The sequence below is a fragment of the Chryseobacterium sp. OSA05B genome, from assembly GCF_019970065.1.
Classification (GTDB): domain Bacteria; phylum Bacteroidota; class Bacteroidia; order Flavobacteriales; family Weeksellaceae; genus Chryseobacterium.
Window position 1 is genome coordinate 933,426 of the sequence record NZ_JAHXYH010000001.1, and the last position, 15,065, is coordinate 948,490.

The 15,065-nt window shown below is 37.7% G+C and carries 14 protein-coding genes and 1 other RNA gene; 7 read left to right on the plus strand and 8 right to left on the minus strand.

The features are described from left to right. Positions 1-227 precede the first annotated feature (227 nt). An RNA gene (gene rnpB, locus LC419_RS04225) (RNase P RNA component class A) lies at positions 228-552 on the minus strand. Positions 553-936: 384 nt separating this feature from the next. Here rnpB and LC419_RS04230 point away from each other — a divergent pair. From LC419_RS04230 to LC419_RS04240, 3 genes are read left to right on the plus strand one after another with little or no spacing between them, the layout of a single operon-like run. Next, complete coding sequence (locus tag LC419_RS04230) at positions 937-1,428, plus strand: RNA polymerase sigma factor (protein WP_034729370.1); 492 nt, start codon at positions 937-939, stop codon at positions 1,426-1,428. Then, positions 1,421-2,095 carry a beta-carotene 15,15'-monooxygenase gene (locus LC419_RS04235; protein WP_223606179.1) on the plus strand — a complete coding sequence of 225 codons (675 nt, stop codon included), beginning with the start codon at positions 1,421-1,423 and terminating at the stop codon, positions 2,093-2,095. Before LC419_RS04230 ends, LC419_RS04235 begins: the two co-directional genes overlap by 8 nt. A 58-nt stretch (positions 2,096-2,153) precedes the next feature. Further along, entirely contained in the window at positions 2,154-3,782 is a 1,629-nt protein-coding gene (locus tag LC419_RS04240; RefSeq protein ID WP_223606180.1) for an AMP-binding protein, read from the plus strand. A 182-nt stretch (positions 3,783-3,964) separates the two neighbouring features. Here LC419_RS04240 and rpoN read toward each other — a convergent pair whose 3' ends face one another. From rpoN to LC419_RS04265, 5 genes are all read right to left on the minus strand, one after another. After that, positions 3,965-5,428 carry an RNA polymerase factor sigma-54 gene (gene rpoN, locus LC419_RS04245; RefSeq protein WP_223606181.1) on the minus strand — a complete coding sequence of 488 codons (1,464 nt, stop codon included), beginning with the start codon at positions 5,426-5,428 and terminating at the stop codon, positions 3,965-3,967. Positions 5,429-5,587: 159 nt separating this feature from the next. Next, on the minus strand, positions 5,588-7,036 hold the full coding sequence (asnS, locus tag LC419_RS04250; protein ID WP_223606182.1) for an asparagine--tRNA ligase: 1,449 nt from the start codon (positions 7,034-7,036) through the stop codon (positions 5,588-5,590). A gap of 242 nt (positions 7,037-7,278) precedes the next feature. Next, positions 7,279-7,662, minus strand: a complete 384-nt coding sequence (locus LC419_RS04255; RefSeq protein WP_223606183.1) for a hypothetical protein — start codon at positions 7,660-7,662, stop codon at positions 7,279-7,281. Positions 7,663-7,846: 184 nt separating this feature from the next. Then, entirely contained in the window at positions 7,847-8,446 is a 600-nt protein-coding gene (locus LC419_RS04260) for a CDP-alcohol phosphatidyltransferase family protein (RefSeq protein ID WP_223606184.1), read from the minus strand. Continuing rightward, positions 8,443-9,084, minus strand: a complete 642-nt coding sequence (locus LC419_RS04265) for a hypothetical protein (protein WP_223606186.1) — start codon at positions 9,082-9,084, stop codon at positions 8,443-8,445. The genes LC419_RS04260 and LC419_RS04265 overlap by 4 nt, the downstream gene beginning before the upstream one ends. 106 nt (positions 9,085-9,190) lie before the next feature. Here LC419_RS04265 and LC419_RS04270 point away from each other — a divergent pair, with 106 nt between their 5' ends. From LC419_RS04270 to LC419_RS04285, 4 genes are all read left to right on the plus strand, one after another. Next, entirely contained in the window at positions 9,191-10,117 is a 927-nt protein-coding gene (locus tag LC419_RS04270) for an XRE family transcriptional regulator (protein ID WP_223606187.1), read from the plus strand. 1 nt (position 10,118) lies between these two features. Then, positions 10,119-10,922 (plus strand): AraC family transcriptional regulator, encoded by an 804-nt coding sequence (locus tag LC419_RS04275; RefSeq protein WP_223606188.1) that lies wholly within the window; start codon positions 10,119-10,121, stop codon positions 10,920-10,922. 66 nt (positions 10,923-10,988) lie between these two features. Beyond that, positions 10,989-12,635, plus strand: coding sequence for a serine hydrolase (locus LC419_RS04280; protein ID WP_223606189.1), 1,647 nt, complete (start codon positions 10,989-10,991; stop codon positions 12,633-12,635). A 96-nt stretch (positions 12,636-12,731) separates the two neighbouring features. Further along, positions 12,732-13,781: a hypothetical protein gene (locus tag LC419_RS04285; RefSeq protein ID WP_223606190.1), complete on the plus strand. Its 1,050-nt coding sequence runs from the start codon at positions 12,732-12,734 to the stop codon at positions 13,779-13,781. Here LC419_RS04285 and rimM read toward each other — a convergent pair whose 3' ends face one another. Together rimM and LC419_RS04295 are read right to left on the minus strand one after the other, a co-directional pair. After that, positions 13,782-14,324: a ribosome maturation factor RimM gene (gene rimM / locus LC419_RS04290; RefSeq protein WP_223606192.1), complete on the minus strand. Its 543-nt coding sequence runs from the start codon at positions 14,322-14,324 to the stop codon at positions 13,782-13,784. It abuts the gene before it with no gap. 12 nt (positions 14,325-14,336) lie between these two features. After that, positions 14,337-14,903: a 30S ribosomal protein S16 gene (locus LC419_RS04295; RefSeq protein WP_223606193.1), complete on the minus strand. Its 567-nt coding sequence runs from the start codon at positions 14,901-14,903 to the stop codon at positions 14,337-14,339. Between the last annotated feature and the right edge of the window lie 162 nt (positions 14,904-15,065).

Here is a 15,065-nt window from a genome sequence, read left to right on the forward strand (position 1 = left end):
GACCGGAGTCTGGAAGTTGCCATTGGGCTTATTATTTCTGACAGTTGGGTAAAATTGGATGAAATAACTTTTAAAGGAAAAAGAAAAAAAGGTTTGTGGTTATTTTCTTTTCTTTTGGAACCCAATGGTATCCCTCTTCCAGGCTCAGGCTTTCTTACCTTATCAAAAAGAAAAGCGGAGAAAATTCTCCGCTTTTTTATAATAACCAATGGTTTACCTACATAAAAATCGCGAGAAGATCTGTAAGCCGGATTTTGTTCTTCCGAAGAAGTGCCTGTTATTTATCTGCGTCTTACATTGCTGCAAAACTTGAGCTGATTACCCCTCGGCTTTCAGGACGAGCCGCCCCTAATTTCCATTACTGAAAAGAACCGATATACTTATCATTGCACCGCAAAGAGTTTACCTGGTTTCACTACAGCCGAACTGTACCTGCTTTCTGTTGCACTTGTCCTACCCTCACAGGTGACGGATGTTATCCGCTTTGCTGCTCTATGGTGTCCGGACTTTCCTACCCCTGCCGAAACAGGAATCAACAAGCCGATTTTCTCGCGGTTGCAAAGATACGGATTATTTGGTCATGTGGCGATGCGATGATGTAGTGATGTGGTAATTTGATGATGCGGTGATGTGATGATATGTCAGGAATCAATGTGGAAATTGTTGAGAGGATTGTTTTTAGGTTCTGGCTAAAGCCAGAGTGCTTTTTTCTCTTTTTGTTAAATGGGCTAAAGCCCATTCCTATTAAATATTAAATTGACCTATACATTCAAAAATTTTTAATCATCATCAAATCAATAAATTAACATATCGTCACATTATCAAATCATTATATCATCAAATCCGTACATCGCCAAATTATCACATTAACAAATTAACGCATCAACATATCAACAAATCACCGCATTATTATTATCTTCGTGCCATTATATATCTATGACTTCCAGAGAAAAAGAATTTGCGCAGCTTATCAAAGATAATCAGGGCCTGATTATCAAAGTTTCGCGTTTATATACCAATTCTCTTGAAGATGAAGAGGACCTGTTTCAGGAGATCGTACTGCAGCTTTGGAGAAGCTACGATTCTTTTAAAGGGAACTCTAAAATATCTACGTGGATGTACCGTGTAGCCCTTAATACAGCCATTACTCTTTTCAGAAAAAAAAGCAAAAGCCTTCCTACCAACGAGCTGGATATCAACCACAGAGATTTTGTGGAAGATGATGACGATAAGCAGCAGCAGATCTCGCTTCTGTATACCGTGATCAAAACCCTGCCCAATGTAGAAAGAGCGATTGTCATGATGTATCTTGACGACCTGCCTTATAAGGATATTGCAGAAAACCTTGGGATTACCGAGGTTAATGCGCGTGTGAAAATGAACAGATTAAAGAAAACCCTTAAAGAACAGATGGAAAAATATGCCTGATTTTGATTTAGACAGCTTTAAGAAAACATGGCAGGAGCAGCCTGTTCAACCGAAATACGACAGCACCGAGATCCTTCAGATGCTGAACAGAAAATCACGCAATTATGTGAAGTATATTTTCTGGATCAGTGTCATGGAATTTTTATTCTTTTCTGTTCTGGGATTATTTTATTTCTTTCAGGATGAAGAATCAGACAGTTTCCGTAAGATATTAGAAAAGCTGGGAGCCCAGGAAGCCCCTGAAATAGAAACTAACTTTGACCATGCGTATTTAGCCATAAAAATTATAAGCTTACTGATCACTGCTTATTTTGTCCTGAAATTTTATCAGAATTACCGCAAAATAAAGATTGAGGAAAACCTTAAAGGCCTGATTATTCGGATCATTAAATTCAAAAAGACGGTCAACGCTTTTATCCTGATCAGCATTGCACTTCTGGTTGCCTTTACGTTTGTCTTCACAGCATTTATTTTTTATATACTGAATTCACAGAATGTACAGCCTTCCAATTCAAATCTGATTATCGTTATTATCGGAATCATTGTAAGTACAGTCCTTTGTGTGCTTCTGATCTGGCTTTATTACAGACTTGTGTACGGAATTATTATCAGAAAACTGGATAGAAATTTAAAACAGCTTAAAGACATCGATTCTCAGGAAAATTAGTGCAAACAGGCATCAATTCAAGATTTTTCATTATTTTTATTCCACCAAATCTTAAACTATGCCATTATCTTATGTCTATGGAGCTTCCTCTGTTCCATTACTGGGACAAACGATCGGAGGAAATCTTAAAAAGACAGTTGAAAAATACCCCAATCAGGAAGCCTTAGTCTGTGTCCATCAGGATTACAGGGCCACATATCAGGAATTTTACAATCAAACGACTGCTGTTGCAAAAGCCTTAATTTTTTTGGGTGCCAAAGCCGGAGACAGGATCGGAATCTGGTCTTCAAACCGCTATGAATGGGTCCTGCTTCAATATGCAACCGCCAGGATCGGAACCATACTGGTGAATATCAATCCTGCCTACAGAACACACGAACTTACTTACGTCATCAATCAATCGGGAATCCGTTCTATATTTTCTTCTTTAAGCTTTAAAACAAGCAATTATAAGGAAATGGTAGAATATGCCAGGGAAGTTTGCCCCAGCCTGGAACATGAAATTTTCTTTGACGACAATTGGGAAGATTTTCTGAATAACGGACAGGAAATTTCAGACGACACGCTTCACAGCTTTGAAGAACATGTACAGTTCGACGATCCCGTGAATATTCAATATACTTCAGGAACCACCGGCTTTCCAAAAGGGGTCACTCTTTCCCATCACAATATTTTAAATAACGGATACTTCATCGGTGTACGCTTAAAGTATTCACAGAACGACCGCGTTTGTATTCCGGTACCGTTTTATCATTGTTTCGGAATGGTCATCGGGAATATATGCTGTACGGCTCACGGGGCCTGTATGGTGATCCCGAACGACAGTTTTGATCCGGATATTACGTTAAAAACAGTTTCTGATGAAAAATGCACTTCTTTATACGGAGTTCCAACCATGTTTATCGCCGAACTAGCGGTTAAGGATTTTGAGACCTATGATTTTTCAAATTTAAGAACAGGGGTTATGGCCGGTTCAGTCTGCCCGCCGGAGATTATGAAAAAAGTGGAAAACCTCATGAATATTAAAGAAATGAGCATCTGCTACGGAATGACGGAAACCTCTCCTGTTTCTACACAGACTTTGATAGGAACACCCCTGGAAAAACAAGTAAACACTGTGGGAACCGTTCAGGACCATCTGGAGATTAAAATCATTGACGAGAATGGAGGAACCCTGGAACGTGGCGAGCACGGCGAACTCTGCACCAGAGGCTATTCTGTGATGCTGAAATACTGGAATGATCCTGAAAATACTAAAAAAGTACTGGATGATGCCCGATGGATGCATACCGGCGATATGGCCGTGATGGATGATGACGGCTATATCACGATCTCGGGTAGGATGAAAGACCTGATCATCCGTGGGGGTGAAAATATTTCGCCTAAAGAAATTGAAGACTTTTTATACACTTATCCGAATATCCTGGATGTACAGATCATTGGAATTCCGAGTGAAAAATATGGTGAAGAAGTGATGGCCTGGGTAAAGGTGAGAAAAGGTTTTGAGGTATCGGAAACCGAGCTTCTGGATTACTGTAAAGGAAGAATTGCTCATTATAAAGTTCCTAAATACTGGAAATTTGTGGATGAATTCCCGATGACGATCTCCGGAAAAATACGGAAAGTGGAAATGCGTGAGATATCGATCAAAGAGCTAGAGCTGAATAAATTGAAACAGCGTTCTTAATTGTTTTTGTTTTTTGACACAAAGTTTACTTAAAACAGTGTTGATTTTTTCGGAAGGCCAAGAGCAGCTTCACCGTTGATTAAGCTACGTGATTACAAGTATCGCGTTTACTCAGACAGTTGACATTCACTTAAAAACAGAAAAGCCCGGACATACCGGGCTTTTACTTTTATGGATAACTTTTAAAGTTCTTTTCTTAATCTTGCTACCGGAATATTCAGCTGTTCACGGTATTTGGCGATTGTTCTTCTGGCGATATTGTACCCCTGTTCTTTCAGGATCACTACCAGCGCATCATCGGTAAGCGGTTTTCTTTTGTTCTCTTTCCCGATCACCTCCTGAAGATGGGTTTTAATCTCTTTCGTAGAAACTTCTTCTCCATCGTCATTGGTAAGACTGTCTGAGAAAAGATCTTTCAGATAAAGGATTCCGTTTGAAGTATCGGCATATTTGCTTTTTACCACTCTTGAAATGGTAGAAATATCAAATCCAGTGATATCTGCAACATCTTTCAGAATCATTGGTCTCAGAGATTTTTCATCCCCTGTGATAAAATAATCCTTCTGGAATTTCACGATAGCTGTAATCGTTTGCAACAGAGTGTTCTGACGTTGGTTAATAGCGTCTATATACCATTTTGCAGCATCTAATTTCTGTTTGATAAACAATGCCGCCTGTTTGTGCTCAGAAGAGTTTTTATCGTGGGAATACGTGGTCAGAATGTCCTTATATTCTTCAGAAACTCTTAAAGTCGGAGCATTTTTGCTGTTAAGCATTGGGATCACAACACCATCTTTTACCTGGATCACAAAATCCGGAATAATTTCCTGGTTGATGGTAATGGTCTGCGTATCAAAGTTCCCTCCTACTTTTGGAGAAAGTTTTGAAATTTCGTCCAGGGCATCTTTAAGATCTTCTTCTTCAATATCGTACTTCTGAATGATCTTATTGTAATGTTTATTGGTAAGAGCGTCAAACTGGTGTCTTAAAATATTGGCTGCCAGGGAAACTGCTTTATCAGAACTCACTTTCTTTTCGATCTGAAGCAACAGGCATTCCTGAAGACCTCTCGCTCCCACTCCCGGCGGATCCAGCTTCTGGATGTAGTTTTCCAGAATGTCGTCAACTTTTTCTTTTGTGGTATAAATTCCCTGTGAGAAAGCAAGATCATCTACGATCGCTTTGATTTCTCTTCTCAGATAACCATCTGTATCAAGGTTTCCAATCACATATTCTGCGATCTTCTCATCTTCTTCACTGATATTCACCAGGTGAATCTGTTCCAGCAGATAGTCGTATAATGACTGTCCTTCGGTTAGAAGACTTTCGTTATCGAACTCTTCATCGTCCGGAGAATAGTTGCTGGACGCAGTTTTATAGTTGGGTTCGTCATCGTAGATATACTCGTTGACGTCAAAATCTGTTTCAATGCTGGCCGTTCCTTCATCCTGATAAGCATCTTCAAGAGAAGAGAATTCATCTTCTTTTGGATCTTCCTTTACAATTTCCAAAGCAGGATTCTCTTCTAGCTCCCTTTCCAGCTCCTCTTCAAATTCCAGGGTATGAAGCTGAATAAGCTTCATCAGCTGGATCTGCTGAGGTGCCAGCTTCTGTCCTAACTTGAGTTGTAAGTGTTGTTTAAGCATATTAGTCTTTGTGTTTTAACATAACATATTCTACGAATTTAATAAATTAATTCGACAAAAAACACATTTAGCATGATTTTTGCATTATACTTCTTAACATAATAAACTATTAGAAAATAAAAAAGCCTTAATTTTTACATTAAGGCTTTTTTTATTGATCTAGAATTCAGCGCTTTTCGGTGTTCTAGGGAAAGGAATCACGTCTCTGATATTCGTCATTCCTGTTACGAAAAGAACAAGTCTTTCCAACCCTAAACCGAAGCCTGCATGTGGTACAGAACCGAACTTTCGGGTATCAAGGTACCACCAAAGCTCTTCTGCATCTACGTGCATATCTTCCATTTTCTGTTTTAATACATCCAATCTTGCTTCTCTTTCAGATCCTCCGATGATCTCCCCGATACCAGGGAAAAGAACGTCCATTGCTGCAACGGTCTTATTGTCATCGTTCAGTTTCATATAGAACGCTTTGATTTCTTTCGGATAGTCGAACAATACTACCGGGCATTCAAAATGTTTTTCCACCAGATATCTTTCGTGTTCAGACTGAAGATCCGCCCCCCAGTTTTCCACTGGATACTGGAATTTTCCTTTTTTATTTTCTTTAGAGTTCAGTAAGATCTCAATAGCTTCCGTATAGCTAACACGTTTGAAACGTTTAGCGATAACGTTCTGAAGTTTTTCGATAAGACCTTCTTTTGCTCTGTCTTTTTCAGGTTTTCCTTTCTGTTCCTCTTCAAAACGGGTGTTCAGGAATTCAAGATCATCTTTACAGTTGTCCAGAACATACTGGATCACATATTTTAAGAAATCTTCCGCAAGATCAATGTTGTCTTCAAGGTTGTTGAATGCCACTTCCGGCTCTATCATCCAGAATTCTGCAAGGTGTCTTGTGGTGTTTGAATTTTCCGCACGGAAAGTAGGCCCGAATGTATAAATTCTACCTAATCCCATCGCTGCAGTTTCTCCTTCAAGCTGTCCTGAAACCGTAAGGTTGGTTTTTTTACCAAAGAAATCCTGTGAGAAATCAATTTCACCTTCTTCCGTTTTTGGCATATTGTTCAGGTCAAAGTTCGTTACTCCGAACATTTCACCTGCCCCTTCTGCATCTGCACCTGTAATCACCGGTGTGTTAATATAGAAAAACTGGTTTTGATTAAAGAATGAATGCACGGCAAAGCTCACAGCATGACGTACTCTGAAAACAGCACCAAATACATTGGTTCTGAATCTTAAGTGTGCCTGCTCACGAAGTTTCTCTAAGCTGTGTTTTTTAGGCTGAAGAATCGTGTTCTGAAGTTCTTCCGTGAAGTTATCTCCTAAGATGATGATCTTTTTAGCAATAATTTCCACTGCCTGTCCTGCTCCCTGGCTTTCCACCACTTCTCCTATTACTTTCAGGGAAGAAGCTGTACTGATTTTCTTAAGGATCTCTTCATCAAAATTTTCGAAATCAACAACTATTTGCAAATTATTAATCGTAGATCCATCATTAAGGGCAATAAAGCGATTGGCACGGAATGATCTTACCCATCCGTAAACTGTAATGTCATGATGTAATACTTTCTTGTAATCCTGTAGGATTTCTTTAATCGTCTGCTTTTTCATTTGTTGATTATAAATTTTCGTTTAAAAATTAACGTCTGCAAAGTTACAAAAAAACAGCGCAACTTGATGATTACGCTGTATTTTTAAAAAATCATTTATTAAAATATTGAATCTAAAACTATGCTGTGGATATTATTTAGACGATGATACACTTTGTTGTTTGAATCTAAAAGGGGGGCATAAATGACCTATCAATGCAAAGATTCTTTTTTATTAAGACTGGCTTGAGTATTTTAAAAACATTACAACATCCCGGCCTTAAGATTCTTTTTCTTATTTCTCTTTTTGAATATCAGTGCTACCAAGCAAGGAAGCACTCCCAACATGCAAGCATAAATATGATAAAAGACAAATGCCAAGGCAGATTGGCCATCTTCTGCTGCGCCACCAATATTAAAGTAAAAGATAACAGGAAGCGAGAGTGGAAAGATCAGCATTATCATAAAAGCCAGACCGTAGCAAATCTTTATAGCCAAGCCATGCATTGCATTAATGATCAATGTATGGAAAATAAAGAATAAGACGATTGGTGCCAGTACAAACCAAGCTTCAAAATTAAATCTCACTAAGAGAAGTTCCAATACTACGGCTAGCAGGCAAATTAGCGGTACAATAAGTTTTTTCATTTTTATTAAGTTTAAATTTACTTTTTCTATTCAACAACCACATTTGGTTTATCAAGCCCAATGGGCATTCAAATTCTTTAGAATATAATCCGGATAGTTTATCGGGATGCAAAAAGGGAATAAAACCGCGTTACAGCTTTCCTTTTAAACATCAAGCTTCAGACTTGCTTACCTATTCATTACTTTAATTAAAAAATACGGTTTTCTTACGCTCTTTTCCGTTTCGGATTTTCCAGGCGTGATAGGAACTCGGTACATCGTATTGCCATTTCGGAAGCAGTAAGACAATTAAAATCACGTCAATATGAGACACAAACCCTAATGCAACTGTGAGATAAAATGCCCAGCCCGTTTGCTGAAATCCGATAAGATATGTAAAAGCAATCAGCAGGCTCAAACCCCACATTTTTGACACAAAAGCGTGGGTACAGGTTTCTTTCCCGAATTTCCAGATACTGATCACGTAGCAAAGCGCTTCCATGATGAAGATTAAAAGAATTCCCCGCCATTCATTTTTAATCAATTCAGGATTCAGAAAATAGGATGCGAACCCTAATGAAAGCCAGAAGATCAAATCGGTCTGACTGTCGAGTCTTCTTAACTTTTCTGATGAAACACCCACTTTTCGGGCAATGATTCCATCGAAAATATCTGTTAATAAGCCGAAATACATCAATCCTAAAATTAAAGATCCTGCTTCTGTTCCTTTAAAATAAGCTAATAACAGAATCACCGGAGCTAAGATAAACCTGGTTGCAATAAGCAGATATGGAAGTTGTTTCATGACTTTTTATTTTTAAAATTCCAATTGATCAGGGGAAGTTTTCTTTTTTCATTCTCATTCCAAAAACCGATCTGTATTCCCCGTGAATCTTTACACACATTGATTAAAGCCACCTGAACACCTCTGCATTTCTGACTTACGTTCGCAAGAGGAGAAATGACCACGCCTTTCGTTGTATGATGAAAATTGTACAGTGGTGATACAGCCATACCATTGATAACCGAAGGTGCACTGATATTACTAGACAGGCTTAATTCCAGCCCGTTGGTAACAGTAGGCTCCATATTAATAATAGAGAGCTGCATTCCGTTAATCTTATTCATTTTATCCGGTAAAGGATCCAAACCAATATCCTTAATTCCCCAATTGTCGATAGAGGTAATATTAACAAGGAATAATGCAGGAAAGAAAATTCCTAAACCATTAAATCCCAATCCCACTCCATTCACTTTCTTAGGCTGTATTTCCCGATCAATTTCATCATAATATTTAATCAGCATTCCATTAACGTTTTTAGTTTCTTTTGAAGGCGAAAAGCCAATAATCTTAGGTCTGTCCGATATCGTATGCAAACTATCCTGAGCATTGATGACACTCCCTGCAAAGAGACCGATCATCATTAAAAATTTTATTTTCATAACTCATTGTTTTAAAATTATACCTCAAAAGTATCTGTGAAAAACACAAATACGAATGCGAAAAAAAATTAAAATAAAGAAGTACATTTGTGAAAATCACAAAAACATGTATCAGGAACTTTTACTTAAGGAAATCCGAAAGAAAATTGGAGACAAATCTTTGAACGATGAGATCGCCAATATTCTGAATATAAGTTATGATGCATCTCACAGAAGAACGTCCCTGAAAGCAAAGTTCAGTTTTGAAGAAGCGCTGGAACTGGCAAAATATTATCAGATTTCCCTCAATCAATTCATAACTTCAGACCGGCAGCTCCTGGTTCAGAAAACTTCAGCTGTGAACAATACCGAAGATTTACAGTCGTTTTTCCAGAATAATCTGAGCATTTTCGAAAATCTACCGCTGTCTGATGAGATGACGGTTTATTATTCTGCGAAGGATATTCCTTTTTTCTATACGCTTTCAGATACCTTGCTTTCCCGTTTTAAAATTTATGTCTGGATGAATCTGCTTAATGCGAAACAGGTTTTTATTCCTTTTCTGCAGTTTTCGCCACCTTATTTTGAATCCAACACCCAGGAGCTGAAGAAAAAATACGAAGCACAAAACATCGTAGAATTGTGGAATGACAGGACTATTTCGAGTATTTTGCAGCAGATTTTATTCTATTATGAAACCAGACTTTTACAGAAAAATGAAGCTGAAATTATTCTGAACGAGCTTAAAGAACTTATAGAATATATCGAGCAGAAAACGGAAAACAATCCCAAATTTCACTTATATGAAAACGAGCTGATGCATCTGTCGAATGACATTTTTTTCCATCATCCGCACCAGTCATTGTTTGCTTTACCGGTAAATATGTTCGGGTATATTTTGATTAACGATGAAAAAACCTGTGATGAAGCACGGAATTATTTTGAACATCAGATTAAAAATTCAAAGTCACTGAACACTTCCGGAAACCGTGACAGGAAAATATTTTTCAATAAAATGTACGAGCAGATTGAAAATTTAAAACAAAAGCTATAATATGAAAAACCTCCATAATGGTGAATTTTTCGGACAAACCAATGAAACCCTGCGTTTCGATGGATTAACCATTACGGATACGGAATATACGCATCCCTACGTCGACTGGCATTATCATGAAAATCCTTATTTCACTTTTCTGCTACAGGGAAATATGACGGAAGGAAACAAAAAGGAAACTTATGACTGTCCTGCAGGAACACTGCTTTATCATCATTGGGAAGATGCTCATTACAATATCAAACCGGATGTTTTTACACGAGGATTTCATCTTGAACTGACAGAAGATTGGTTTGAAAAATTTGATATTTCTAAAGACGCTATTGAAGGTAGTTTTAATCTGAAAGATCCCGCTATAAAATTATTGATGTACAGGATTTTCAGGGAAACAAAACTGAATGATCCATCTCTTGAACTGTCTGTTCATGACCTTTTACTTACTCTATTCAATCAACTGACAGAGAAGAGCGGAAATTTCAACAGAAAGCCAACCTGGGTAAGTAAAATCGATGAAATACTTCATGAAAATTATACAGAAAAACTAAGCCTTACGGAACTTTCAAAAACCTTAGACGTCCATCCGGTTCATTTAAGCAGGGACTTTCATAAACATTTTCAATGTACTTTAGGTGTATACATCAGAAAACTGAAGATCAATAAATCTCTGACGCTTCTCAACGCAAATTCATCCCTGGCTGAAGTTGCACTGGAATGTGGTTTTTCAGATCAGAGTCATTTTATCCGATCATTCAGAGAATACACGGGAATTACGCCTTTGCAATACAGAAATCTTCTGAAGAAATAATAATGTTAATTTCATTCTATTTTTTCTGAAAACCGATTTATACTTTTGTCGAGATAAAATATTAAAATGAAATCTATTCTACTGTTTGTCTTATTTTTAAGTTTCGGACTTTCTTTCGGCCAGTCCAAAAATCTTACAGATCCCGATCCGATTACCCTTCCTCTACATAAAACATACATCAACACGATTGTTTTCTTGGATAAAGCCATCGCTCCGGACCAATTAAAAGAATCTGATTTTCTTAAGACGATGGAATTTCAGGAAGATAAGGATTTGGGCATCCATATTTTTATGGACAATGCTCTGGTTAATTATTTACATCAAATCGATCCTTCGCTATCCTCTGATGAGCTCCTGAAAAAAGGAAATTATCAATTCAATTTCTTTGTTGACGGAAAATTGATCTACACTGAAAATCTGAATACCGGAGCGGGAATTGCTGAAGACAAAAAGAAGAAAACTACGCTGAGAATTCCTCTGTCAAGTTCAAAAAATGAAGATTCGTGGGGAAGATATTTATGGATGAGATTCTATCTTGGTAACGGCGGAATAGATGCATTGGAAGAGGGAAAACATGTTTTGAAAATTGAAATCAGGCCTTATTTAAAAACGTCATCATTAAAAGTTGGAAACACGATTGCAGCAGGGGAAATTAACTTAATAATTCCGCATAAAAATATTCCAGAACAACAAATTGCCATTCAAAAAATACAGCCCAACAGCGGATGGAAAGTTTCAGATGAAAAACCGGATCAGGAAAAAATAAAGCTTTTAAATACAAAAATTGCAGAAAAACGGTTCAGAGAGATCACAAGTATTGTCGTGATCAAAAATGAAAAGCTTCTTCTGGAGGAATATTTCAACCAGTCCGGAAGAGATTCTTTGCAGGATACCCGTTCGGTGGGAAAGTCTTTTGCTTCAGCTTTGACCGGTATTGCCATAAAAGACGGCTATCTTAAAAGTGAAAACCAGATGCTGAAAGACTTTTATGATCTGAAACACTTCAAAAACTATTCATCCCGAAAGGATAGCGTTACCATTAAAAGCCTACTGACAATGAGCTCGGGATTTGACGGTAATGATCAGGATGAAAACTCGCCGGGAAATGAGGAAAATATGTATCCTACTGACAACTGGGTGAAGTTTACACTGGATCTTCCGACGACACAAAATAAACCAGGAAAAGTCTGGAACTATTTCACTTCAGGAGTTGTGGTAACGGGAGATATTTTAGATAAAAATGTTCCAAAAGGTCTTGAAAAGTATGCAGCTAAAAAATTATTTCAACCCCTAGGAATTACCCACTACAAATGGCAGTTCACCCCACAACAAAAACCATCCTTAGCCGGTGGATTACGTATGAAATCGCTGGATTTTGCCAGGTTCGGGCAGCTTTATAAAAATAATGGAGTATGGAGCGGAAAGAATGTTATCGACAAAAACTGGGTAAAAAAATCTTTCACCAATTATTTCACGAACGATCCTGATTCCGAAGGCTATGGCTACTTATTCTGGAGAAAAATCTATAAAGTTGGAAACAGGAATTTTGAAGCTTACCAATGCAGCGGAAATGGCGGAAACAAAATTATTATGTTCACAGAAATTCCTGTAGTGGTAGTAATTACGGCTAAAGCGTACAACAAATCTTATGCGCATGTGCAGTCGGAGAAGATGGTGCAGGAGTATTTATTGCCAGCCCTTGGTTATGAGTAATGGGTAATGAACAATTGGTAATAGGTAATTGAGTAATGCGTAATAGATCAGGATATTGTTGAATGGAAAAAAATGTATCTTTAGTAAAAATAAACCATGAGGATTTCACTTGTCTTATCGTTTTTCATTTTATCATCATGCTATAGTCCCAAAACTGATGTAGAAGAAGACAAACATCCTGAAATCCCTGAATTTCCTCATTTTTCAGATAAGACCGTTGTCTTAGAGAAGGTGATGGAGCTGCCGCTTTCACAAAAGGATAACTGCAGTTATTTGGTTAAAGGTAATTATCTTTTTGTCTATAATTTCCCACTTACAGATTCTCACCAAAATAACACCAACATGATTTTTATAATGAATGAAGGGAAGCTGTCTATTTTTGAGCAATGGAAGAACAAGCCGGGTATCAACAACCTGGCTTTCGTGGATGAAACAGGTAATGTATATGCCAATAACCGTAAATACCTGGCGCCGGATTTCCGTTCCAAAAAGCTCCTTCCTTTCTTTGACCTCAACGATATCACTAAAAAATACGAACATCTTTTCCATACCGGTGAACCTGAAAAAGACGCTGCACTTTTTAAAAAAATAGACGAAGAACAGGCTGTTCTTCAGAATAATGTTCTCGACAAAGCAGATCAGATTGTAATGGTAGCCGATGTCATGAATGCTGAAATTCCGGATCGTGCAATCTATGGTGGCAACTACCTGTTTAATCCCGGACAGAAAAACACTTATTTCGTGTCCTACAATCTCCTGCAGGAGCTGAAAACAAAAGATTCTGCTGCGGAAAAAGATCCTCTTTACGCCCAGCTTCGTCCCAAGATCAAACTTTCTCCAAACGAAAACAGCTTCTCTCCTGAAATCCGTACAGAGTACAGAGATACGGTATCATTCAAAATAAAGGATAAAATTGTTTCCGGAAACCAATGGTTCAGCACAGGAAATCATTTTGTGGCTTCGTTCGGATACCATCCGGTTTATATGTATTATTATGATGTAAAACTCGGCAACAAAACGGTTTCCACCAAAGAAGACCATACCAAAATAATCGCTTCTGATCCTATAAAGACCAAAACGGGAAAATATTTCTTAGTAAGTAATGTGAAAGAGGGTAAATTTCAGATTTATTATCTGAAAAACTGATTATTCGTCTTTTTTAGAGGATACTAAAAAAACGTCGATAAGTCCTTCCGGAAGCTGCATTTTGATGAATCTTTCTTCTCTGTTCACCTCCAGGATCCAGTCTTTAATGATGGGAATGACTACTTCTTTTCCGTCCAGGTTGGTTACGAAATAGTTTTGGGCAGTCTGATCGTTTACAGATCTTATCACACCGCATTCTTTATCATTTTCATCAAGAATATCGAAACCGATAATTTCGTGATAATAAAACTGCTTTCCGGAAAGTTGCGGAAGTGTAGCAAGCGGCAGATAAACATTTTTTCCTAAAGATTGGTCTACCAGTGTTTCGGAAGAATTTTTAAATGCAATGTTCAGAGCATCACTTTTACTCCAGGATGATTTGGTAATAAAAAATGGAACCAATAATCCGTTGATTTCAACGAATATTGATTCCAATTTATTGTAAAGCTCGGGTTGATCGGTATCCAATTTAAGGATAACATTTCCCGCAAGGCCATGTCTGCGTGTGATTTTTCCTAGTAAATAGCAATCTTCTTTACGCATACAGGTTTATTTTTAAGCTTCAGTGTTTTCTTCAGTTTCAGCAGCAGGAGCTTCTCCTTCTGTAGCTTCAGCAACAACTTCTTCAGCAGGTGCGTTAGCAGCTTCTTCAGCAGCTTTAGCATCAGCTTCAACTTGTGCAGCAGCAGCAACTCTAGCTTCGTTTACTTTAACTTCAGCTTCTAAAGCAGCTTTCTTAGCGTCAGCCTGAGCTTTAGTTAAACCTTCTACTTTACCTTGTACTTTTTGTTCTTTAGACTCTACCCAAGCACTGAATCTTTTTTCAGCTTCAGCTTCGTCAAAAGCACCTTTAGCAACTCCACCTTGTAAGTGTTTTTTGTAAAGGGCACCTTTATAAGAAAGGATCGCTCTTGCAGTATCAGTTGGCTGAGCACCGTTGTTTAACCACTTTACAGCAGAATCAACGTTCAAATCGATAGTAGCAGGGTTAGTAATTGGGTTGTAAGTTCCTAGTTTCTCGATGAATCTACCATCTCTTCTAGCTCTAGAATCTGCAACCACGATGTGGAAGAAAGGCTTACCTTTTTTACCGTGTCTTTGTAATCTGATTTTTACTGACATAATGTTGTGAATTTTACGGGAACTCGTCCCAGTTAAATATTTAAGAGTGCAAAGATAATAAAAAAAACTAATCCTCCATATAATAAATTACTTTCTCCAACATTTAACTTAATATTTTTATTTCATCCCTTAAAATTGCCGGAAAAAACAGGATATTTGAAC

Bases quoted from the DNA above. Each gene is read 5' to 3' on its own strand.
- LC419_RS04230 (WP_034729370.1), top strand. From the start codon at position 937: ATGACTTCCAGAGAAAAAGAATTTGCGCAGCTTATCAAAGATAATCAG.
- LC419_RS04235 (WP_223606179.1), top strand. From the start codon at position 1,421: ATGCCTGATTTTGATTTAGACAGCTTTAAGAAAACATGGCAGGAGCAG.
- LC419_RS04240 (WP_223606180.1), top strand. From the start codon at position 2,154: ATGCCATTATCTTATGTCTATGGAGCTTCCTCTGTTCCATTACTGGGA.
- rpoN (WP_223606181.1), bottom strand. From the start codon at position 5,428: ATGCTTAAACAACACTTACAACTCAAGTTAGGACAGAAGCTGGCACCT.
- asnS (WP_223606182.1), bottom strand. From the start codon at position 7,036: ATGAAAAAGCAGACGATTAAAGAAATCCTACAGGATTACAAGAAAGTA.
- LC419_RS04255 (WP_223606183.1), bottom strand. From the start codon at position 7,662: ATGAAAAAACTTATTGTACCGCTAATTTGCCTGCTAGCCGTAGTATTG.
- LC419_RS04260 (WP_223606184.1), bottom strand. From the start codon at position 8,446: ATGAAACAACTTCCATATCTGCTTATTGCAACCAGGTTTATCTTAGCT.
- LC419_RS04265 (WP_223606186.1), bottom strand. From the start codon at position 9,084: ATGAAAATAAAATTTTTAATGATGATCGGTCTCTTTGCAGGGAGTGTC.
- LC419_RS04270 (WP_223606187.1), top strand. From the start codon at position 9,191: ATGTATCAGGAACTTTTACTTAAGGAAATCCGAAAGAAAATTGGAGAC.
- LC419_RS04275 (WP_223606188.1), top strand. From the start codon at position 10,119: ATGAAAAACCTCCATAATGGTGAATTTTTCGGACAAACCAATGAAACC.
- LC419_RS04280 (WP_223606189.1), top strand. From the start codon at position 10,989: ATGAAATCTATTCTACTGTTTGTCTTATTTTTAAGTTTCGGACTTTCT.
- LC419_RS04285 (WP_223606190.1), top strand. From the start codon at position 12,732: ATGAGGATTTCACTTGTCTTATCGTTTTTCATTTTATCATCATGCTAT.
- rimM (WP_223606192.1), bottom strand. From the start codon at position 14,324: ATGCGTAAAGAAGATTGCTATTTACTAGGAAAAATCACACGCAGACAT.
- LC419_RS04295 (WP_223606193.1), bottom strand. From the start codon at position 14,903: ATGTCAGTAAAAATCAGATTACAAAGACACGGTAAAAAAGGTAAGCCT.